General features: G+C 39.8%; 24 protein-coding genes and 4 pseudogenes. 1 reads left to right on the top strand and 27 read right to left on the bottom strand.

Annotated elements, in window-relative coordinates:
• Positions 1-89: 89 nt before the first annotated feature.
• The 14 genes and pseudogenes from ASG85_RS22855 to ASG85_RS22795 form a co-directional block, all read right to left on the bottom strand.
• Positions 90-470, bottom strand: a complete 381-nt coding sequence (locus ASG85_RS22855; protein ID WP_060647803.1) for an HIT family protein — start codon at positions 468-470, stop codon at positions 90-92.
• Between the two features lie 846 nt (positions 471-1316).
• Positions 1317-2306 (bottom strand): hypothetical protein, encoded by a 990-nt coding sequence (locus ASG85_RS22850; protein WP_060647802.1) that lies wholly within the window; start codon positions 2304-2306, stop codon positions 1317-1319.
• 173 nt (positions 2307-2479) lie between these two features.
• Positions 2480-2962, bottom strand: coding sequence for an NUDIX domain-containing protein (locus tag ASG85_RS22845; protein ID WP_060647801.1), 483 nt, complete (start codon positions 2960-2962; stop codon positions 2480-2482).
• A gap of 246 nt (positions 2963-3208) precedes the next feature.
• Positions 3209-3621, bottom strand: a pseudogene (locus ASG85_RS22840) (HIT family protein).
• A 152-nt stretch (positions 3622-3773) separates the two neighbouring features.
• Positions 3774-4133, bottom strand: a complete 360-nt coding sequence (locus tag ASG85_RS22835) for an NUDIX hydrolase (RefSeq protein ID WP_060647800.1) — start codon at positions 4131-4133, stop codon at positions 3774-3776.
• Between the two features lie 232 nt (positions 4134-4365).
• Entirely contained in the window at positions 4366-4899 is a 534-nt protein-coding gene (locus ASG85_RS22830) for a 2'-5' RNA ligase family protein (protein ID WP_057305231.1), read from the bottom strand.
• A gap of 168 nt (positions 4900-5067) precedes the next feature.
• Complete coding sequence (locus ASG85_RS22825) at positions 5068-5310, bottom strand: hypothetical protein (protein ID WP_057305230.1); 243 nt, start codon at positions 5308-5310, stop codon at positions 5068-5070.
• 360 nt (positions 5311-5670) lie between these two features.
• Positions 5671-6003, bottom strand: a complete 333-nt coding sequence (locus ASG85_RS37140; RefSeq protein WP_082562359.1) for a YolD-like family protein — start codon at positions 6001-6003, stop codon at positions 5671-5673.
• 698 nt (positions 6004-6701) lie between these two features.
• Positions 6702-6965 (bottom strand): hypothetical protein, encoded by a 264-nt coding sequence (locus tag ASG85_RS22815; protein WP_235550200.1) that lies wholly within the window; start codon positions 6963-6965, stop codon positions 6702-6704.
• Between the two features lie 135 nt (positions 6966-7100).
• Complete coding sequence (locus tag ASG85_RS22810) at positions 7101-8006, bottom strand: pyridoxamine 5'-phosphate oxidase family protein (protein WP_063860352.1); 906 nt, start codon at positions 8004-8006, stop codon at positions 7101-7103.
• 104 nt (positions 8007-8110) lie between these two features.
• A pseudogene (locus ASG85_RS39335) lies at positions 8111-8250 on the bottom strand (hypothetical protein); the annotation flags it as partial.
• 28 nt (positions 8251-8278) lie between these two features.
• Positions 8279-8614 (bottom strand): putative quinol monooxygenase, encoded by a 336-nt coding sequence (locus ASG85_RS22800; protein ID WP_057305226.1) that lies wholly within the window; start codon positions 8612-8614, stop codon positions 8279-8281.
• Positions 8615-9009: 395 nt separating this feature from the next.
• A pseudogene (locus ASG85_RS37135) lies at positions 9010-9144 on the bottom strand (winged helix-turn-helix transcriptional regulator); the annotation flags it as partial.
• Between the two features lie 185 nt (positions 9145-9329).
• Positions 9330-9677, bottom strand: coding sequence for a winged helix-turn-helix transcriptional regulator (locus tag ASG85_RS22795; RefSeq protein WP_056832361.1), 348 nt, complete (start codon positions 9675-9677; stop codon positions 9330-9332).
• A 151-nt stretch (positions 9678-9828) separates the two neighbouring features.
• Here ASG85_RS22795 and ASG85_RS22790 point away from each other — a divergent pair, with 151 nt between their 5' ends.
• Positions 9829-10527, top strand: a complete 699-nt coding sequence (locus ASG85_RS22790) for a pirin family protein (RefSeq protein ID WP_057305225.1) — start codon at positions 9829-9831, stop codon at positions 10525-10527.
• A 67-nt stretch (positions 10528-10594) separates the two neighbouring features.
• Here the strand turns inward: ASG85_RS22790 and ASG85_RS22785 are convergent, their stop codons facing one another.
• From ASG85_RS22785 to ASG85_RS22725, 13 genes and pseudogenes are all read right to left on the bottom strand, one after another.
• Entirely contained in the window at positions 10595-10963 is a 369-nt protein-coding gene (locus ASG85_RS22785) for a nuclear transport factor 2 family protein (RefSeq protein WP_057305224.1), read from the bottom strand.
• 51 nt (positions 10964-11014) lie between these two features.
• Entirely contained in the window at positions 11015-11359 is a 345-nt protein-coding gene (locus ASG85_RS22780) for a putative quinol monooxygenase (protein WP_057305223.1), read from the bottom strand.
• Positions 11360-11393: 34 nt separating this feature from the next.
• Positions 11394-11993, bottom strand: coding sequence for an NADPH-dependent F420 reductase (locus tag ASG85_RS22775; protein WP_057305222.1), 600 nt, complete (start codon positions 11991-11993; stop codon positions 11394-11396).
• A gap of 25 nt (positions 11994-12018) precedes the next feature.
• Positions 12019-12660, bottom strand: a complete 642-nt coding sequence (locus tag ASG85_RS22770; protein WP_057305221.1) for a nitroreductase family protein — start codon at positions 12658-12660, stop codon at positions 12019-12021.
• Between the two features lie 132 nt (positions 12661-12792).
• Entirely contained in the window at positions 12793-13134 is a 342-nt protein-coding gene (locus ASG85_RS22765; protein ID WP_057305220.1) for a putative quinol monooxygenase, read from the bottom strand.
• Positions 13135-13187: 53 nt separating this feature from the next.
• Complete coding sequence (locus ASG85_RS22760) at positions 13188-13934, bottom strand: SDR family NAD(P)-dependent oxidoreductase (RefSeq protein WP_057305219.1); 747 nt, start codon at positions 13932-13934, stop codon at positions 13188-13190.
• A 184-nt stretch (positions 13935-14118) separates the two neighbouring features.
• Entirely contained in the window at positions 14119-15213 is a 1095-nt protein-coding gene (locus ASG85_RS22755; RefSeq protein WP_057305218.1) for a GerAB/ArcD/ProY family transporter, read from the bottom strand.
• Positions 15214-15459, bottom strand: coding sequence for a hypothetical protein (locus ASG85_RS22750; RefSeq protein ID WP_057305217.1), 246 nt, complete (start codon positions 15457-15459; stop codon positions 15214-15216).
• Positions 15456-16622: a Ger(x)C family spore germination protein gene (locus ASG85_RS22745; protein WP_057305216.1), complete on the bottom strand. Its 1167-nt coding sequence runs from the start codon at positions 16620-16622 to the stop codon at positions 15456-15458. Before ASG85_RS22745 ends, ASG85_RS22750 begins: the two co-directional genes overlap by 4 nt.
• 1 nt (position 16623) lies before the next feature.
• Complete coding sequence (locus tag ASG85_RS22740) at positions 16624-18123, bottom strand: spore germination protein (protein ID WP_057305215.1); 1500 nt, start codon at positions 18121-18123, stop codon at positions 16624-16626.
• 334 nt (positions 18124-18457) lie between these two features.
• Positions 18458-18709 (bottom strand): annotated as a pseudogene (locus tag ASG85_RS22735) (IS110 family transposase); the annotation flags it as partial.
• A 380-nt stretch (positions 18710-19089) separates the two neighbouring features.
• Positions 19090-19974 carry a DUF4846 domain-containing protein gene (locus ASG85_RS22730; RefSeq protein WP_057305213.1) on the bottom strand — a complete coding sequence of 295 codons (885 nt, stop codon included), beginning with the start codon at positions 19972-19974 and terminating at the stop codon, positions 19090-19092.
• A gap of 1332 nt (positions 19975-21306) precedes the next feature.
• Positions 21307-21837, bottom strand: a complete 531-nt coding sequence (locus tag ASG85_RS22725; RefSeq protein ID WP_235549342.1) for a hypothetical protein — start codon at positions 21835-21837, stop codon at positions 21307-21309.
• Positions 21838-21946 lie beyond the last annotated feature (109 nt).

Raw genomic sequence — 21946 nt, 5'->3', positions numbered from 1 at the left:
CAGACTACAAATGGTCAGGCCCATTACTTTAATAAAAAAAGAGTAGTTGCCGCGAAGCAAGCCCCTCAACTATAGTTCTTCGTTAGAGCTTAATCGACTTTCTGATTACTTTTAAACAAGTACCGAATCCCTTTTCCAGCCATTGGTTCGTCAGCATATCGAGGAATTATATGTAAGTGTGAATGAAAGACATGTTGTCCTCCCACATGACCACAATTCCATCCAACATTGTAGCCATCTGATTTGTAATTCCGATCCAAATACAGCTTAACTTCTTGCAGTAACTTATATGTTTCATTCCATTCATCTTGAGTTAAGTCAAAAACAGTTTCCCTATGTTCTTTCGGGACAATAATACCAGCCCCTTTAATCTCTTGTTCTTTAAGCAAAGTATAAATGCACCTTTCATTGCTCATTATTACTTCATGGCTGTTATCATCGAAAATATTGCAATATGGACAATTAAGCAAACTCTACACCTCACAGATTAAATGCTGATCCTGATTCTTAATTCTTTACATCAATTATATTTACCTTTTTTGCATTAATCTACCAATTAACGTAGTGAAGCTGCCGATTGTGCCGTCAGCTTCCTCATTCAACTATAGTTTTCCGTTAGGTTAATGGCCAAAGGCTGAACCTGAGCGTCAATTAGGATGGCAAAGACCTTTGAGGGGATCTATAAATGATTCTTTGTTTATCCAATCATCAATGAATCGATGTCTTCTTAGATTCACAGTATCGAATTCATCCTTACCATCAGTCTTTGTAATTCCTAAATGCTCAAGTGCTTTATTAATTGCGTTATCACTTAAAGTTTCCTCTAAATAACGACTTCTGAATCCCAAACAATCCCGCTCTGTGTGCCAATTCCACCAAAATATTCTGCCTCAATATAAGCAGTTCTACTGACTTTGGAAATTTCCAAGCAGAATATACCGATTAAATCAGTCAAATATTCATAATTCTTAAAGGAACTGCTTTGTTCATATTTATTTCATCGTATAGTTCATCTGTAATTGGTATGGTTATTAAGTTTTTGTATAATTGAATCGCTTAGAGATTCCTAAACCTATTTCTAATACAATCTAAAGACTCATATTGAAGTAAGAATACCTCGATAATAATAGCCCATGATTTACCTCACTAAAATATAATATCCGCACTTGAATTATTCGCGTTGAGCAAAAGGCTGCCACACGGCAGCCCCTTCTGATATTTAGCTATAGTTTCCGTTAGCGTAGTTGTACAACTTGCTTTATGTACTTATTATCATTTCGGATCATTTGGGAGTGTAGATTCCATTTACGTACACGTTAAGTCCAAAGTATGGCTGGCCATTGTCCCGGACATAAAGATCCGCTGGATATCATGTAGAAGGATAATTCATAATTACTATCCTTGAAAATCATTTCTCCAGATGAGGGGGTAGCTTTAGCCGAGTCAATGGTCCCGACATTAACTCCTCCTTGCTTTAATGCCTCTTTATTTGCAGCATAAAAAGCATCGAGATTAAATAATAGACCATCACCAGAAGTTCTTCTTATGGTCAGCGTGGAGCCACCTAGTTCACCGGAGCCCTCCAATTTATAGGTTCCAGGGTGCAGGCGTTGCCAAGCATTAGGTATGCTTTCTTTAGGGTCAGTTTTTAAGCCGATCATCACATCCGGGACTGTCAAGATTCGGTATGGAACTCCGGAGCGAGCCTTGTCTTCAATAGAGTGATCCTCATTAAACCCAGATTCGGTCTGCTTGAAGATTATTAATTGCGAAATAGGGATTGCGCCCATATACCCAAATCCTGTTGTATAGTCCGCGATCACGATTATGTCCTTTTTTCCGTCACCACTTACATCTCGAAAGGAGACCGCAGAAACGGTATAGAATGACTCCGGCGATTCAAGCTCATGCTTCAACTCGGCAACCGACTCCCCACTTTTGAAGTAAAGATGCGGCCGGTTCTTGCCTTTTACGTTTTCTTTAGTGGTTATAAACTCAGATTCCCCAAAATTTTCAAAATTGACTTGAAATGACTGATCTTTCAGTGGTTCCCCTATAATAGAGTCTATTTTTTGGGGGACAGAAGGAGTCATCTTTGAAGGGCTGGCTGACGATAAAGTCGAAGTTGGTGCTGCAAGTTCTGTGGGTGGAGACGAGGATGGAGGCACACTTTTGACCTCAGGTGATACTGTCGAATCGGCAGACGATACGTTGGTCGGGGTTGCCTCGGAAGATGTAGTGCTACTGTTGCAGCCTGAGATGAAGAGAAGAATAACAACGAAAAGTAATTGAATATATTTAGTCAACTTAAATTGCCTCCGGTTCAGAGAAATAATTCTAATTATAATTCAAATAATTTTCGATAAAGATGATCTATTTTCCTGCTTTTGTAATCGCGGATAACTGCCCGTTACTTCAACGAGGCTGCCGATTTATGCCAGCAGCCTCATCTTGGTTTCTTATTGAACAAACGTATCCGTTAGCGTAACTGCTTTTGTTGTATCTCTTGTTCTTCAACATAATTGCGATACTTATTACCGTTGTAATAATCAACAATGTCTTGGTTAATTTCTGGGTACAGTTGAATCAAATGCAACTCCGAAATCGGGATCCATTTAACATCTGTTTGTTTAGGATCTGGCTTTTGTGGAAGTTTAGGATATGACCCTGATTTTAATTCACATTCAAATGTAATACCCACAGAATGGGTATCGCCATAAATATAATTGCTTTTAGTTGGTTGATATTCGTAAACAAAAGCAACAGGACCGACTTCCACGTCGACACACGCCTCTTCTTTTGCTTCCCTTTTCACAGCTTCAACAAAGGTTTCACCTGGCTCAACACCACCTGCGGGAAGGTTGTAATGGACACCGTCACCATTATCATTCTCGTACTCGATAAGTAAAATTGATCCATCCTTAATAATCATTGCGCACGCACGAAGTCGTATTTTTTCCATCCATTTCACTTCCGTTCTCATATTGTACCGGCGTGGAATATTATACCATCTTTGTTTTCCGTTTAGGAGATTCATTGCATCAAAGTGTCCTTTAGTTGAATAGCAAAAAAAGGACCCACAGCAACGGGCTGAGGGTCTAAGTTTTATATTTTAAAGGGGGGTCGACTTTTATTATAGGCTTGATTAATTAATGCCACATGAAAATAAGATTTCAATTATGTTACATTTACTTAACTCTTGTATCCGTTAGTGTAGAGACTGCTGATTAATCAAATCAACGAACTTCGCGGTGGTTTCTTTTAGACGTCCCTTTGCATTTGTGGAGTCTAATGGTTCTACCCAAGCAAAACCATCGGAATCATAGCGCGGAAAGATATGCATATGATAGTGCGTTAAATCATTAAATTTCGCATTGTTTTGAAGAATGGTTACCCCATCGGGTTGGAAATGGGATTTTAGTAACCTTGCGAGCAATCTGGATGTCTTCATAATTTCATTTGCAGTAATTCATCTAAGTCATCGACATCATGGTAATGTAGTTTAGGTAGTATTAGTATGTGTCCTTCATTCAGTGGTGCTATATCTAGAATACAAGTCATTAAATCATTCTCATAAATTGTATTTGTTTCAATTTCTTTATTTGCTAATTGACACCCCAAACAAGAACTCTCAGGCAACCTTTTCTCCCCCTTTAATGTCCATATTTATATCTTTATTCGGTATTATTTCCCAACTATCCTGCCAGATAGCTTAAAGAAGCTGCCGTTTGGTTTGCGGCAGCTTCATGCGGTTTAGTATATTAAAGGCAGTGTTACTTTCGGGCAAGTTCAAGTATTGGCAATGTAATATGATCAAACTTTTCGAGGTCATGTAATGAAATCCATGCTATATCAATGATGTCGTCATTATCCTTATTATTGACATCAAGGAACAATTCTCCTCCATTAATTTCAGCCGTAAAACTGAATTTCTGGTTTTTCTCATGTAACAAAGCATTGATACAAATGTCATAACCTGTTTGTTCTTTTACTTCTCTAATGCAGGCTTGTTCTGGACTTTCATATTGTTCAATGCTGCCCCCAGGGAAATTCCAAACAATATCTCCCCGCTCAACATATTGCTTAACCATAAGCACATATTGATTTTTTATAATTATAGCCTGAGCAATCACCTTTTGTATCCACCTTTAAAACCCGATATTCAAACGATAATTTAACTTAATTATTCTACATATTATTCCAGTATCCTGCCAGATAGTTGAGCGAAGGGCCACCACGCCGGCAGCCATTTCATCACTTAACAAGCGTATCCATTTAGTGCAACGACTTGCTCAGTTGAATTTCATTTTCCTCAGTATAATTGCGGTACCATTTGACACCAATCTGGTGAGGGTCTGGATTTGGTTAGCGAACAAATTGGATATCTTCAAATGGTTCGTACTTGTTTTGCTCAATTTCTTTATATATCCGTACGTAATTGACCTGAAAGGTCGGAAAAGGAGCTAGGTCGTGAATTGCTGCTAACTTCATTTCTGCAATCTCATTTTCGTTCATACCCCAATAGGTTTGCCCTAAGGTTAAATGAGGATGAAAGCGACCCAATTCAAAATAACGATCGATCAGCTCTGGTGAAGGGGATACTTTATCCACCAGTAGCTTGTGTAATACATATATTTCCTCAGATTCAACACCAAGGAATATTACTGCACTCCCAAATGTTGCTGGCCCTGACATTGATAAGCGAAAGCTTTTAATTGATGTGCAAATTTCCCTAACATTATCTAGCCAACGCGTATCTTCCGTAAGTCCACCCTGTGCTTTTACTGTAATGTGGGGCTCCACAACATCTTTTAAACGATTACTAACCCAGCGATTACGAAATGCTGCAATTTGCTCTTTATATTCGTCGGGAGGGACAATACCTATGAAATATTGCATATCATACCTCACAATAAACGATGTAATTTACTACTTAATCCTCTTAGTTCTTCAAACAATTTCCATTATCCTGCTTGTTAAACATAATGAAACTGCCGACCGTGCCGGCAGCTTCATCATTCAACTATAGTTCACCTTCCCTCGGTTTAGCTTAACTCCATTTTTGATTTAATGAATAATATCGTGATATTCCCCTTCTTTAGGGTCATTGATTACCAGCCACTGTGCCTGTATAACATTAAATTCTTGAATGCAATGATCGACAGCTTCATCGAGCGTTTCAAACCATAAGTCAGCAACACAACTCTTATCTTCTTGTGTATCATACAAAAAGACATACACTCCACTCTCAGATTCGTAAACCATAATTTTTTTAACGTTCTCCACACGCTCTTCAAGTAGGGCATACATTCGCACTTCAATACCCCCTTATTAGTTCTATACAATATTCTATCATTAAATTAAACGATTCTGCCCGTCCCTCGGTTTAGTTTAACGCCACCCCCAGTCTACAACTTTTTATGTCTAACACATTAACTACTTAATGATGCGAATCGAATGTTTTCCAGCGCAAATGCGAAATTAAAACAAAAACAAGCCCAAGGGATGCTTTCCCTCGGGCTTGTTCACCAGCGTTTCTGGATTTAAGGATAAATTAACACAATTATCCATTAGTTGTAGATAATTAGTTTCTCTAATTCCTATGGATGTGGTTGCATATTCCCAAGCGCTTTGCAATTTGGTTGAAGTGAGAATTATTTAATGAATATTCTACAGATCAATCATCTCATCTTCTGTCCATTCTTTACTTAGCTCCGCCTTCAGTACATCTTGAAATCTGATCCAATCCCAATCCTCTACCCCGGTGAACGGATCAACGGTGTCCAAACGAAATTCTCCATGCTTGCTGCGCGTTACTACACCCGAAACAGTTCTTGACTGGTATTTGTCATATATCGTGAGTTGTACAATTCTTTTGTAAATTTGTGATTTGCTAAGTGTAGCAGAAATGAAATGAATTTCTTGTTCATCGAGTCCTTGCCGCTGCTTGCATTGTTTTTCTTTCTGACCTCTGATTGCGGACTCTTTATGTTGAGGCAGCATGAACCATGAGATGCGTACAAATATCCGTCCGGGATCCCCTCCTGTTCCTCGTCTTCCTCATCTTGAGGAGTTGCAGTACCTGGATGCACAATCTCAGTTTCAGCAATGCCAATTAAAACGGCACGATCAATACTCATTTGTACTGCTCTTCCAAACTGAAAATCGTATTTGTAACCGACATACTCCCCCTGAACACCGACAAAGTCTAAAAAGGCATCGGTTAGCTCTGCAGTGCCGTGCATAAGTACTTTTAGAAATGCTTCGGTAAGCTGGTTTTCGAATTGGCTGTAATATGAAGTAAAGAGGTTTCCTTTGATGACCATCACTCCTTTGAATGAATTCTTTATTATACCAGATATCTATGACACATTTAGCCTATCACGACTAGATTTTTGTCGGATGACAAGAACTTTATCCCATAAATGACAAGAACTTTATCTCATTCCCGAGGCGCAGCATCAAAAAAACACACCGCCTTTTATTAGAAACTAGAATTTATATAGTCAACCTGCTTACATATTGATCAACGTATTTACTAAGTGCTTTATTGTCATCTGTTGGATTATCAAAAATTCTCATAATCATACCGAAAAAAAGGTACAGCATCCTCAATTTTTTTGAGTGGCTGTACCCTTTGATGTAGTTAAGGAACTTTTCTGTGGCCTCCCTTAAAAGCGGGGTTAAATGAAGCAATTTATTTACAAAACGATAGGCACAAATCCATCCTTCATAAATTGAGCAAACGCTAAATGGCCGCTGCTGGAGTCGTTTCCGACCAGTTTAACTCCTGCTTGTTGCACTTCTTCAGCGACTTCAAAGAATCCGGCGCACGCTCCACAGCCGCCTTTAATAATACCAGTCTTCATCACTTGCTTGTATAATGGATTAAGCATGTGATCTGGTTTGCTGAATTCATTTGGCCACTGCGTTCCCGCACCGTCAAAATAGAGTTCAACCTCCATCCCAGCCTCGTGCAGTTCTTATCCATAGAGCAGTCCGTGCATCGCTCTCCCCATATCTTGCTGATTGGCTTGAACAATGATCAAATATTTATTAGTACTCATGTTTAATTCCTCCTAAATATAATAGTAATACAATCAGCCTTTCGGATTAAATGGCGACATCTCTGTATCTTCCCACCATAGTTCAGTGGCATTATTCAATTGAACGACGTCCCTAATTTCAAATCTCACTACTCGTCCCGCACCAGGAAAGGACGCAATCGCCGCCTCATCCCAAATGATTTCAGCCAAACCAGTCAGCTGTAGCGAATGACCATGATCATAGTCGATAAATAACAGACCCGATGAGGGATTCGATTGGATGTTTCCCAATGTGTTAAACATGGAGTTGCCGAAATAGTCGGGAAACATTAACGTTTCTGCATTGACTACGTGAACAAAACCCGGATTCCCTCCTCGATGTGAGGCATCCATTTCTCCCCGATCATTAGTACTGCCGATATAGAACGTGTCTGCTTGCGTAATCCACTCCACATGCTGCTGACTCAGTTCCTTACTTCGCTGTTCCGACTTTAACATTCTATAGGCGTCTTTCTCTGAACAAAGCGATCTTTTCTGAATATACTTCGGACAATTCCCGTAAATCTGATGCGCGGTCACAATGAATTGTCCCATTTCCATAATAGCTGTTCCGTTAACACGCAGTCTGATTCGGCGTTTCGTATCGATAACAAGCAGCCCAATTTGTTTCTGTTCTTTAGACTCCGAAGCAAGAGGGTCACCTGTAATCAATCCAGCCCGTATCACCATTCTCTGTTCATCAAGCTCCTCGACAAAACCTGGTTCTCCAGTCAAAAATGTTACCCATACGTTTCCTTTACCATCCGTGGATGATAAAACCGCAAACTGTTGAGTTATGAGGAAATTAATGATCCCATTCGAAAACCGGTTACCGACCATCTTTGCATTCTGAGCAGCAATCGAACTTTCTCCCGTACGATTTTGAACTATCAGTTCGCCCTCATGATATACCTCTTGCATGTTGCTTCCCTCCAAATTAGATCTGGAATCTCGGATACTTGCGCAGATGGTTGGTTTTACACCAAGTTGCGCTGGTTGGAAGTACTCCTTTGGAAAGCGTGCTACGCATCGACGAGATTAATGTCTCCAGATCGGATTGCAGCGTAACGCAACTTCGCTTAAGATTGGCAAAATGAAGTCCATACAACTTCTCGATGCCTCGATACCCGTCTTCCCGATCGGAAAACTCCAGCGTCAAGCCGGCGAGGATTTCCGGAGAAATCGTCATTTATTTAGCGAGGCACATTCGTTAGTTGGCTTCCCCATTCTCCGATTGGTTCAAGCCAGCTTACAATTCTGTCATCAATTAAACTTGTAAGAGTCTCCTCGTAGTCTTTGCGATATGGCTTTGGAAATTCTTCCTGTACCCAACTATCTCTAGTACCTTGCCAGATTTCATAAATGACAAGATCATTCGGATTATCGATATCATCGGAGACGATAGCCGTTACAAAAGTGGGCTCATTTCTGAAATTGTTAATCATAGCAAAGAGACTGTCGCGAAAAGATTCTTTCATACCTGGTTTTATTTTGAAACGAATATTTAGAATAACTTGATTTGTGGACATAGTCACACACCCCTTAACTTTTTTTTGAATCATCATTACTTTCTTCCGTGCATCACACAAGAGTCATTATGGATCAAAAGTGACGAATTGAAAAGTACATACTTTTTAGTTATATAGTAACAAAATAGTGATAATTGTGTTTTGACTGGGGTGGTCTTACCGAATATTTCGATTTTTAATGAGATAAAAATTTATATTTCTGGGACTGGTGACCCATTCGCCATTAACTTCATCCACTCCGGAAATCCTAACTATATTATTATTGGTCATTGTATCCTGGACTACGCTTGGAATTTATGACCATTTTCTTCAGATAAAAGAATAAGAATGTCCCCAAGCATATCATTTGTTGAATGACATGCTTGGGGACATCAGTACATCGTTCAATTTTACTATTAATCCAGATACAAAATTTCGAACTCATCCTCAGCGAATGATTTTTCTGCATAATTACCACCCCAATTGCAAAGTTCTTTCAAAATAGGTTCAAGCGATTGACCAAGTTCAGTAGTTGAATACTCGACTTTCGGAGTTCCAATTTCCCTGAATATAATTGTTAGCTTTAGATCATACTCGTTTCTAACAAAGTATCCCCTATTGAGCTTTGAATGAGTTCATAAATTGCTCCTGATCCTAATAAAAAAGAATGTCCCCAAGCATGTCATCATTGAATGACAGGAGCTTGGAGACATCAGTACATCGTTTTATGATATTTTTAATTTAAATGCAAAATTTGAACTTCACCCTCAGCGAATGATTTCTCTGCATAATTTACACCCCAACCGCAAAGTGCTCTCAAAATAGGTTCAAGCGATTGACCAAGTTCTGTTGTTGAATATTCGACTTTTGGAGGTACTTGATTGTACATTTTCCTACTAATTAGTCCGTCAGTTTCCAATTCTCTGAGCGTTTGAATAAGCATTTTTTGAGTAATACTATGCACAAGTCGCTTTAACTCGCTCGTCCGTTTCGGGCCTTTAATCAAATAGTACAAGATAAGCCCCTTCCATTTCCCTCCGATAACCTCCATAGTAACTTCTAGGTCGCAGTAGTAAGTTTTCATATTGTTTATAACATCTCCCGATTACAATTGTTACTTATTGGTCACTATGTAACAAAAAAGTGTGTACTTTTATTATTGTTACTTTTGATTCATAATATCATTTAATGGCAGACAGTAAAAGCATTAATAATAAACTGAAGTGGGTGTGACAATGATTCAACTATTTCCGGCATCATCTCGGCACCATGCAGATTTTGGCTGGTTAGTCAGTAACCTGAGTTTCTCTTTTGCAGATTACTATGATCCGAAAACGACGAGTTTCGGACCCATGCGGGTTTTAAATGATGACTTTGTATTAGGTCAACGTGGTTTTGGTATGCACCCTCACCGGAATATGGAAATCGTGTCTATTGTTCTGGAGGGTCAATTACAGCACAAAGACAGTACCGGACATACTGCGGAGACCACATTTGGCGGCGTGCAGCGCATGACAGCTGGAACTGGAATTGTACATTCTGAGATGAATCCAGGCGAAGATACAGTAAATTTCCTTCAACTATGGTTTGATCCAGAGGAACAAGACTTAGAACCTTCATATCAGACCACTCAATATGATCCTCTACTCATGAAAAACGCATTATTGCCTGTTGTTTCAAAAAATTCATCGGTTAATGTTTCACATATCCATCAGGATCTCACGATTTATTTATCCGATCTGGAAGCAGGAAGATCTTTGAAGTTTGAACAACCGGAAGGCCGTCGCATCTTTGTATTCATCGTAGAAGGTTCGTTACAATTTAATGAAGCGGAGCTTCTTAATAAAAGAGACACAGCTCGAATAACAAATATCTCATCTCTTCAACTTACCGCAGTAGATCATACAAGATTTATCCTAATTGATCTTCCTTAATAACTGAAAGCTGGCGCTCTGTGAAAACAGGCGCCAGCTTTTTAACTTTTTCTATTAAAGAACGATTTTATTCTGAAGGTGTGTCAATAAAGACGGACACGGAATGGATCAAACCATTTTCAATGAGCATGAAATCCTGCCCGGTTATCGTTTGAAGCTTGTCAGACGGTCCGTAATACCAACTAACCCTTACATGGCCATGGTGCTCATCTAAAGAACCAGGAATAATAGTGAAAACAAACCCTGGAAACTTACCTTGTACTTCATCGATCAAAGTCATGAGCGCATCGCGACCAACAAATACATCTGCATAGAAAGGATCATACACACGGCAGTTTTCCGAGTAAGCCTCATCGATTGCCTTTCTTCTACTTTCGAAATCAGTTTCACTCCAAATCTTGAAATGTTTTTGCATTAGCTCATTAGCTGTGCCCATTCTTTAATCCTCCGAACATCAAATCTTACTAGTCTTTCTGATCTATAAAGTTTAATGATGCTTGCCTGAGGTCAGACGGCTTCCCCATTCACCAGCAGAGACTAGCCAGTTCAACGTTCTTTCAATTACCATCGGCCCCGCTTGTTCAAATGGCGCATTGCGGTAGGGCTTTGTTGCTTCTTCTGCCAACCAAGTCTCTCTTGAGCAGTTCCAAATTTCATAAAACACAACATCATCAGGGTTGTCCAGATCCTCATGCACAATTGAATTCACAAAAGTAGGCTCTTGAGACATTGTATCAAATAGGGGTTTTAAAATTCCAAAAAAAGCTTCTTTTGAATTTGGTTTTAATTTAAATCGTACTAAAATTACAATTTGATCCGTAGTTGTTGTCATATTGGTCTCCCTTTAGTTTTGGTGCAAACACCTATTATAGTCTTAGCAAATTAAGTCCTGCTAGAGGAGAACCGAGCTGCTGCATTCTCCCACCTGTTGCAAGATCTCCTAGATCGATTGGAGCAAAACCTAGTTCTTCAAATAGTTGTCCAAGCTCCTGCTTGGCATCTTTATCGTTGCCTGAGTAAAAGAGTACACGTCTTCCTGGGCCCACCATTGGATTTTCCTCGATATAGTCAGCAAAAAGAGTATTAAACGCTTTTACGATACGTGCACCCGGTGCCCACTCCGCGAAGATCTCACTTGATGTTCTTCTTCCAAGATCAGCAACCTGGTAATCTGGTGCATACGTTAAAAAGGCATTATTGGCGTCTATAACAATCCGTCCTTCCCAGTTGGGAAGTTTAGATAACAATTCTTCAAGTTTAATCCACGGAATGGCAACCATGACAATTTTGGCCCTTGCAGCCTCTTCAATAGTTCCCGCTTTAATTCCTTTACCTAATTTATTCACAAAGGGTTCTAACGCTTCTGGCCCGCTTTTATTACTAATTACAACATCATAGCCTGCTTGTACAAGCTTAGTTGCAAATGCACGTCCAACTCTTCCCGCTCCAATAATTCCGATTGTCAATGTACTTCTTCCTTTCTTATTAGCTTTATTTATTGTGCCAAAAAGTAACCTTTTCAACCGGTAAACGAGTTGTAGGATGTCCTTCTTTAACGCCTTTGCCAATGGTGACTAACGCCATCACTACATAACGATCTTCGATTCCAAACTCCTTACTGAATCTAGCTTTGTCAAACCCGCTCATTGGATTAGTCTCATATCCTTTTGCTTTGGCTGCTAACATCAACTGCATTGCGGCGAGCCCCGCATCAAATGTTACAAGTTCCCTCATATCCTGATTACTGAATCGAGGAAAAAGAGCTGCAAAGTTTTTAACAAACTGCTCTTTAATTGCTTCTGTCATGTACCCTAACTCTGCGGCTTTACCATAAATTTCTTCAGCCTTCTTATGTCCTTCGAGATCGCCAAGAATTGCAATCACAACTGAAGCTGTCGAGACTTGTGTTTGGTTATTTGCAATCGGATATAATTGATTTTTTGATTCTTTGTCATGTATGACGAAATAACGTGTGGGTTGGAGATTTCCCGCAGATGGTGCCAACGCAGCTTCTTGAATGAGTTCCTCTACTTCTTCTTTTGTCAATTGAAAGGAGGGATCATATTCACGGACAGAACGCCTTCCTTTTACAATTTCGAAAAAATTAGCTTCATTTAATGTTTTTGTGCTCATCTTTCATCAACCTCTTTCAAGTGGTTATATTTATCTTTGAGCCTCTAGAACGGTATTAATAAAGCCAGCATGATACGAGGGTGTATCATGCTGGCTTAGCTTTTAAACGAACTTTTTACCCACATCATTTAATTAGCGAGGTACATTCGTCAGTTGGCTTCCCCATTCTCCGACTGGTTCAAGCCAGCTTACAATTCTGTCATCAATTAAGCTTGTAAGTGTGTCCTCATATTCTTTGCGATAAGGCTTTGGAAACTCTTCCTGTACCCAACTATCTCTAGTACCTTGCCAGATTTCATAAATGACAAGATCATTCGGACTATCGATATCATCAGAGACAATGGCAGTTACGAAGGTAGGCTCGTTTCTGAAATTGTTTATCATTGCAAAGAGACTGTCGCGGAAAGTCTCTTTCATACCCGGTTTTATTTTGAAACGGATGTTTAGAATAACTTGATTTGAATTTGTCGACATTGTCGTACACCCCTTAGTTTTATTTTATGAAATCCTAGTGGTAAATTTCCGAACTAAATTTGTGCAACTCCGCCATCCACGAACAATTCAATTCCATTTACATAGCTGCTTTCATTAGAAGCAAGGAACATGACAGCATTTGCGATTTCTTCAACGGTTCCTACTCTGCCCAGTGGAGTTACGGACTTGGCGTGCTCAAGGACATTTTCGACCCCAGCTCCAAATAAGTCATCATAAGCCGGTGTATGAACGAATCCAGGACTAACGACGTTTACACGAATTTCAGTACCTTTTAGATCAAGTATCCAGTTGCGAACTAGCTGCCTTATTGCTGCTTTTGATGCGCCATAGATACTGAACGCTGGATCCCCAATCGAACCGGCCGTGGACCCGGTCAGGATAATTGAACCTACTTTGTTCGGAAACAAAGGTAATGCTTTTTGAACCGTGAATATCGTTCCTTTTACGTTAACGTCGAATGTTTTGTAATAATGCTCTTCCGTAATTTCACCTAGTGGAAGCAGGGTACCAAGCCCAGCATTTGCGTAGAGGATGTCCAATTTTCCCTTCTCTTGCTTCACTGCTTCGTACAGTTTGTCCAAATCTTCTAACTTTGAAATATCGCCTTGGATACCAGTTACATTCTTCCCAATCAGCTTCACCGCTGTATCCAGTTCACTCTGTCTGCGTCCTGTAATAAAAACATGCGCGCCTTCTTTTGCAAACTGTTGCGCTGTTGCAAGACCAATACCGCTAGTACCTCCTGTTACAACCGCTACTTTACCATCAAACTTCCCCATATTATGATTCCCCCTTAAGGTAAATTTTAGTTTGGTATAGATGTTCTAACTGTCATTTATCATCAAATAAATTTAAGAACATCGTATAAATGATAGTATGGATCAAAAGTAACAAAAAGAAAAGTACACACTTTTTTGTTATATAGTAACCAAAAAGTAATAATTGTGTTAAAGTTATGAATCTTCATAAGGATGCCTTACGCCGCTTCTTGATCATTGTCACAACCGCTAAAAGGATAGGCAAGCCGATGCATGGGAGCAGCGAGGAAATGGGATAAATTCTAGTTCCATATGTGAAGTGATCCGCAGTTCGGATAAAGCTTCTACATGAATGCGCAAAAAATAGAAGACCGATAGCAAAGACAAAGGGTCTCATCTTTGTTATTTTAAAGACATGTCCGACCACAAGCGTAAACACATATTGCATGACAATGATATAGATCAAGGTAAAAACCGTCCATATCCCGATAAGGATGGTCTCGATTCTTTCCAAATATTCTCCGAATTTTACCAATTGAATCGTTGCAAAAAAAGGATATGTTGACGTCTCAATATAATTCAGCCCTAGTGAGCCAAGAGTCAAATAAGAACTTATGGTGATATAAATCCCAGCCATTATTACAGCTATCGAGCAGCTTGAGTATATTTTCTTTGTATGTTCTACCCGTGACATTAGAAATCCAAATGTAATCATTTGCTTAAAAGTAAAGGTAAATATGTGTACGACTGCGAGAACCACATCGGGAAATTTACTTTGAAGTTGAGGAAGGAAGGGGTTGGTTTGAATTTCAGGAAAAATATAAAGACCAGTAAAAAGAAAAGCGAATAAAAAAAACGGAATAACAACTACCGTAGTTCGCACTAAAGCACCCAAGCCGACATATACGGCATAAGTAGAACAAATTGCACAAATTAACATCAGTACATCCGATTGTGTATTTGGCAAAATAATTGTCGTGTAGAACATAGTTAACGCCCGGAAACCTCCTGCCGTCGACTCAAGATTATTAAGAAGATAAACGATGAGCATGGCTTTGCCCACCCACTTCCCAAGCAGTTTTTCACAGATATCAGCCATATTTAGTTGAGGGTACTGGCGTTGAACGTAGTAAATGATCCACAAAATTCCAAGGCCTAATAAGATATTAATGAGATATGCGATCCAAACATCCTGTTTTAATATTTTGGCTTCCGTCAAAAATAAACCTTCGAATCCAGAGATAAATCCAAATAATAAACAGCCGAGCTGAATATGCGATATTTTTTCTAGCCTTGCCATTTAACCTTCCCCCGTTCTCAATTCCAATAGGTGAAAGATGTAATCGGATACCGGTGTAAATAAATAGTTGTTCAGAGATTCAACTGTGGGCCACTTCTCTCCGACACGAGGCACGAAATAACCCGCAATAAATCCGCATAATAACAACATCAAAATGGCATCAGATACCGAGGATTGTTTGCGTAAGCGACAAAAAAACAAGACTCCATAACATAGAGAACTGATCAGTATAGCTATACTTATCATTCGATTTTCTCCTTTACGGACGTAATCATACCCGATTTTTCAATTTTGACTGAGACATGGACTTGTATTGGAATTGAAGGGTAAATATTCTCCCAATCCCTTTGAATGGTTTTCCATTCTTTCGGATGATGCTCATAAAAATAATCCGAAAACCCAATAATATCTACTTTCAGTACTTTTTGAAAATGATCTAAGCTAGCCCTTATCTTTTTCTCTATTTGCTTAGCAGCTGCATACTCCATCTTCACAATGGTTCCCGAATTGGTAACCTCCGTTGCATGGTTCACATCTTCCACGGATGCAGTTAATGTTAGGTTAATGTTTAACTTGGGACTTCCGTTATTAAAGCCGCTGTGGATCTCTGAGCCCGTTACATGAAATATAGCAGAAAATCTTAGGTCCGATTTTGATTTAATACTTTCAGGAAATTGGAGATTTCCCCAACTTTTTCTGTTAGATAATAAGTTAACAACCAAAACATCATTTCCCTTCAACCAACCCACAAATTTCTCCTTGTATACCACAGCGCCTCCGTTCATTAGAAGAACTTTATCGGCGTTTTTTAATGATGATTTCAATATCAATTGCCCGGACACAAAGCCGCGGTCAGGATTCGAATATAAGTTTGCAAAATCTTTTATTGTTAAAGTAGCACTCTGACCCAAAAGCTTATTATTCCGGATTTGACCCAATAAGTCATTCGAGACCAGATCTCCGGACTCAGCACCGAGTTTTAGTTTATCCGAAGCTTGACCTTTCGTAATAATCGGGTAGGCAGTAACGCGGATTTCACGTTTCCTGGATAAGAAATCCACCACCTCGTACAAGGAGTGACGCGCTGCGTTTTCGCTAACAATGAAAAATTTGTTATGCTGAAATATTAAATTTTTACCGGCATGGGATCGCATTTTTCTGACTGCTTCAAATAGGGTATTCCCTGATGCACTTGACACCCATTGAGTAAGAGATCCGGATTGTTCCTTACTTGTGTTTGATGGCATGACGCAGTAGGAAGTAAATGTATATTTTTTTGTTTTCATATCGTAATCGATCGCAGCGGCCGTGACTAAAGCAATATCACTGATTTCATTAACGTCCGGCGAGCAGCCCTCCATCATAGCCGCAAATATACACAATAGTAGAAACCGAGCAGCCTTGTTCATGCTAATCCCATTCTTTCCTAGGAAAATAATCAGACTGGCTCTTAGATGAGTCCACCAGTACTACCGCATGCTGCGAGGCGTTTCTGTAATTAACCGGAAGAAGGAAAACTTTTTTCAAAATATACTTCCATCCTTTTGATCCAAGTGGATCAAGAAACAGAACCCCACATGATCTTAGGGAACACAAGTGAAAAATGATCAGAAACATGCCCACTGATAGTCCAAACATGCCGCTAAGGGCCGCCAGAAACATTAACGGGAATCGTAATATGCGTAGAGATATAGCTGTGCTAAAAGACGGAACCGTAAAAGAAGCTATTCCTGTCATCGCTACAACAATGACCATCGGACGTGACACAATACCTGATTGTACGGCCGCTTCTCCTATGATGAGAGCTCCAACGATGCTGACCGATTGTCCCACAACGCGAGGTAGACGCAAGCTCGCTTCTCGCAGCGCCTCGAAAGACACCTCCATGATCAGCGCTTCAATGAAGGTCGGAAATGGTATCCCCGCTTTCGCAGAGAGAAAGGTCATCATCAAAGGTGTGGGAATCATTTCCAGATGAAACGTAGTCAACGCGATATATAACGAAGGACCAAACAAAGAAATTAACAATGTGATTATTCGTATAAAACGCATAAAATTAGCGAAATAAAACCGTTCATACAGATCTTCACTGGGATGAAGCATTTCAAAGAATGTGCTAGGGGCAATTAAGGCGTTTGGCGTCCCGTCTGTCATAATGACGATTTTCCCTCTATTCACCGCTGTAATAACACGATCAGGTCTTTCTGTATTCAGGATCTGAGGGAATGGCGAAAAATTGCTATCCTGGATCAATTCTTCGATTTGTGTGCTATCTACAAGAGCATTTAGATGGATAGACTCTATTCTTCTACTGATCTCTTTTAACACTTCAGTGTCAGCACGGTTCGCAAGATATAGAATCATCACTTTCGTTTGACTTTCTTGTCCAAGATTGTACATTTTCGCTTTTAAATTCGATGATTTCATCCGCCGAAAAACCATGCCCAAGTTTTTTTGCAAGTCTTCAGTGAACCCTTCGCGTGGTCCGCGCACGTTAAGTTCAAGCTGCGGTTCTTCTATTGCCCTCGTCTCGTAGCCTGGCAAATTCATTGCATATACTTCAGCATTTCCTTCTATGAAAATAACAAAATTTGCATCGGCAATATGACTTACGACTTCGTCCATATCCAACAGTACTTTTACGTCGCCTAGAGAGTACAGCGATGTTAATATCGTTTTTTCTACCGGCCCGCTGTACTGCAATAAATCCACGTTAATTTTTCGGATGATTTGTTGATTTAATCTTTTTTCATCCACGAGTATCGTTAAATAGACGATGAAGGCACCACAGTTCGAATCCGTATGGCACAGGTCTCTGATAATGAGCAGTTCATTCTCGGTATAACGTTCTTTAATTCTTTCCAGGTTCAAAACCGCAGAAGTACTTATTGGTTCCTGCGCCAATTCCATTTCCCCCATTCCCCTGCGTACTTTTGCTCAATGGATAAAGACCCAAGTTTTTATGATAGAAGTAATATTTACCTTGATGGTCAGGAGTATGCATGACTTACGTTAGTTCGAAAACCTTCAAAAGCTCATAAAAAAACAGACCCGCTTTATCTACGAGCCTGCCCCCTACTTGCTTTAGTTTCTATGCAAAATCGTGAATTTAACTCCATTAAAGATCTATTGAATTATAAATCAGTTACGTGTAAATAATCTACTCCAGCACCTGCAATGCTTTCAAATATAACCTTTGCATCTTCTTCTTCCATTTGACCATTTATACTCGAAATCATTTTTTCACCATGACAACATCTTTGCCCTTGTCAGCAAGCCAATTAGCAAGGTTATATCCATAGTGTCCCGTTGGTTCCATACCGATTATGACGTTCTTTTTTGAGAAAGAAAGATGCCTCTTAGTAAGTATGATTCCTCGAAAATTTGTTGCTTGTGCGACATGTGTTTCTTTCGCTATATCGATTCCCACAATGAGGTGAGTCGTGGAAATTCGTTCGATCCGTTGATTTTGACCGTCAGATTGCTTAAACTTCATAATGCGAGCGCCTCCTTGATGGTATTAGGTTAAACCAGTTGACAAACCCATCATACCGAGGTGCTCCTTTTCTTTCAAAGTCCAATTCTTAGCACTAACAGTTATGTTTACTTTAATGGACAAAAAAGGAGTTGCCACGAAGCAAGCTCCTTTACTATTGTTTCCGTTAGTTCAATGTTAAAATCAACAGTAGGATTTAACAGAAAGAAGCACTATCGATATATCGACTCGGTTCTAGGATAGAAACGGGAACCCGACATACGCAAGGGGCGGCGCTGGCCGCCTCTTTTCCATCTTGTAAGTTCCACTTTCAGTCTATCCCTTGGCTGCAAGATGCCCTCTTATTCCGTTTAATATGTACGTCATTCTCCCTTTAGGCCTCAATTATAGAATCGGAACAGCTGCTCATTCGTAAATTTCCACTCCGGTGTTTGCAATTTATCACCAAAGGAGATATTGTACCAGGGATTTCCCTTACCATTAGCAGGGTTCTCCAGAATGTGGATCTCTTGTGCAGGCGTATATCCCTGAGCCAGGAGAAAGAGCTTCTCGCCGCTTTTTGGATTTTGGGCCATATCCATTACTACAATCGCATGTCCTGGTGATCCGCCTTCGAGGAAAACATCTCCGGGTCGCATTTCCGATAGAGTTATATGCTCCATCTCCTTTGCCAAGGATAGAGTACCTGCATACGCAAACACCATGTTCAGATAGCTGCGGAAGCCCTCATAGCTATTGGAGCTGGCTCCACGTTTCACCCAGGAAACCTTATTCCCTGAAACCTCAATCCGATTTCCTTTCGTCCACGTAGCATAATCAGCTTTGAAGCCATTGGTAAAGTCAAAATGTATCTTGTCATACCATCCCTTACCGTATAAATATTCCGCCCTCAGTCTCATCACCGAATCGGCACATTGCTGGAGATCCCGCTCCCCCACATCCACATCCAATACCGCCTCGTAAACCTCTTTCGCCTTTAACGCACCGTTAAATAAATGAACCTTGGAGCCATGAGGCTTAAGCGGAATCTGACGTAAATATTCTTCATATGATCCTGTCTCAACAGGCATACGTTCGAAACCTTTGGGCACAGCAATGCGTTCTGCCACATTTGTCCCATTTGGTTGAATCAGATCGGCCTTCAACGGCTTAACGGCAGACACAGGAGAATCGCCGCCCTCCGGTCCTTGACCCGGATTTCCTTGACAGGAAACAAGCATGAATGCAAAGGATATGAATATAAGCATACCTCTTTTGTTCAACAATAGCAGCACTCCGTTCATTTGGAAGTCATTAATTAGACGATACGGGCCTTATAATAGTTTATATCACCAAGCGATATCATACACTTAACCCCATAGCCGCCGCAATGAACAACACTTAAATGAAGAAACCTAAGGTGCCTGTATAATCAATCATTGGCAAATCGAGCGTTCAGCAAGATATATAAAACTATTTGGAGAATAAATTTATCCTTCCGAAGGTGGCTATTATGCTTAAAATAAAAGAGAAGTTCTATTAAAGAAACCACTCCGTTGTCAGGAGTGGCTTTATCTCTATATACTAATGTAACTCTTATGGTCAAACAGAACTTTGTGTTTAGTTACACTACAGTGACCCGTATCACTAATAGTTAGCGATAATAAATAGCCATTCCGCCACGCACTACTGCCCTTTAGTTTAACGCTGCACTTTAGTACTATCCTTTTTAAACAAAATAATCCAAAATGATGCTGCAGCGCTTTTGATCAAGCTCCGAACCAGTCCGTGGATCTTGCCAAGATCAGGAATTCTAACATAAAAACAGCCTGCCGTGTTTTACAACACAGCCAGGCTGTTTGAGAATTAGATTGCTGACGCTACTGTAAGTATCCTTTTCAAAATTATTTACCGCCTTCGACTTAAATTAAGCTCTTCATGCCTCGCAGCCACTCATAAAAACCATCATCTAAAAAAAGATCCGGGATGTATGTTTGAGTGTAATTGCAATTTGGGCAAAGAAGTACCAACCCTTGTTCAAGCACCTTAGGGTATAATTTCTCGTGTTTAATGCACTCCTTCTGCCTGCTGGTAATCCTTAATACGTTGCTTAACATCTTCTTTGTTCATTTATATCCCCTTCATTTGTTGAGATCAGCATTATACCAAGATATATATTGTTAGACATTGATTTCTTGCGATTCAACTCTACCATCCTTGAAAACCTTCAAATAGAATTTTTGCAAAAGCCTTATTCCTAAATACGCTTCATACCAGAACGATTTATTTCTCTGTGGTTCCACAACTTCAATCGTTTCGCCATCCATTATTACATAGACTCTATTATTTTCAATTAAATTTTGCCCCAAAACCGATAATTACGATGTCATAACTCTGTTTCTTATAACCTTCTTCACGTGTATTAGATCATTCCGACTTTTCAATAGAAAAACGCTGTTTTATAGCAAGTTCCCCCTTTGAACTATCGTTATCTGTTAGCTTATAATACATTATTTTTCCTAAATAAATAGGCCACTCCATTATGGGGAGTGGCTTTGTCTTTATATTTTGATGTATATTTTCTGCTCAAAAGGAAATCTAAAACTTCATGTTTTCGATTACCTCGCTTTCTTCCTCCAATGTAGGGGACGCCAATTCAACTTTTGGTCATTTGTGTGCTTTGCTTTCTGCTCCTTAAACACTTTATCTTGCCACATTTGATACAGATAAATGATCAAAGCAAAACCGACCATCATAGCAACAACAGCTATTGTAGGCAAAGTCGATTCACTCGAAACAAGCCCCATCCGTTGCCATATCGGATAAACGATGTACATAAATAGCCCATCCAAAAGGACATTGACAACCAAATATAGCCATATTTTCCCGAAAGTAAAGCGGAATACCCAAATAACAATAGCCAAATATGCTCCATACACCCAAGGAACCGGGATGACTCTATCCCACCCGAACAGACTGGAACCTGACTCTTCCCACCATCCGTAATGGTAAGCTGCTTGATAAGCCAATGTATGGATGATGGTCATAAACAAAGCGACAGGCATATATCTGCGTACAGTATCCATTTTCAAAAACAACAAGGACGCCCAAGGTAATATCAGTAACGACCAGAGAATTATCTCTTTCATGTCATTTGAACTCCATTATAATTTTTTTTGTTCTTATGGGTGAAAATGTAGAAGTATACTGCCAGTTAGCACAAAGGCTGCATGCGGCAGCCTTTTGTGTTTTATTCAA

The organism is Paenibacillus sp. Soil724D2, assembly GCF_001427935.1.
GTDB lineage: Bacteria > Bacillota > Bacilli > Paenibacillales > NBRC-103111 > Paenibacillus_E.
This window is presented reverse-complemented; position numbering and strand designations above follow the sequence as displayed.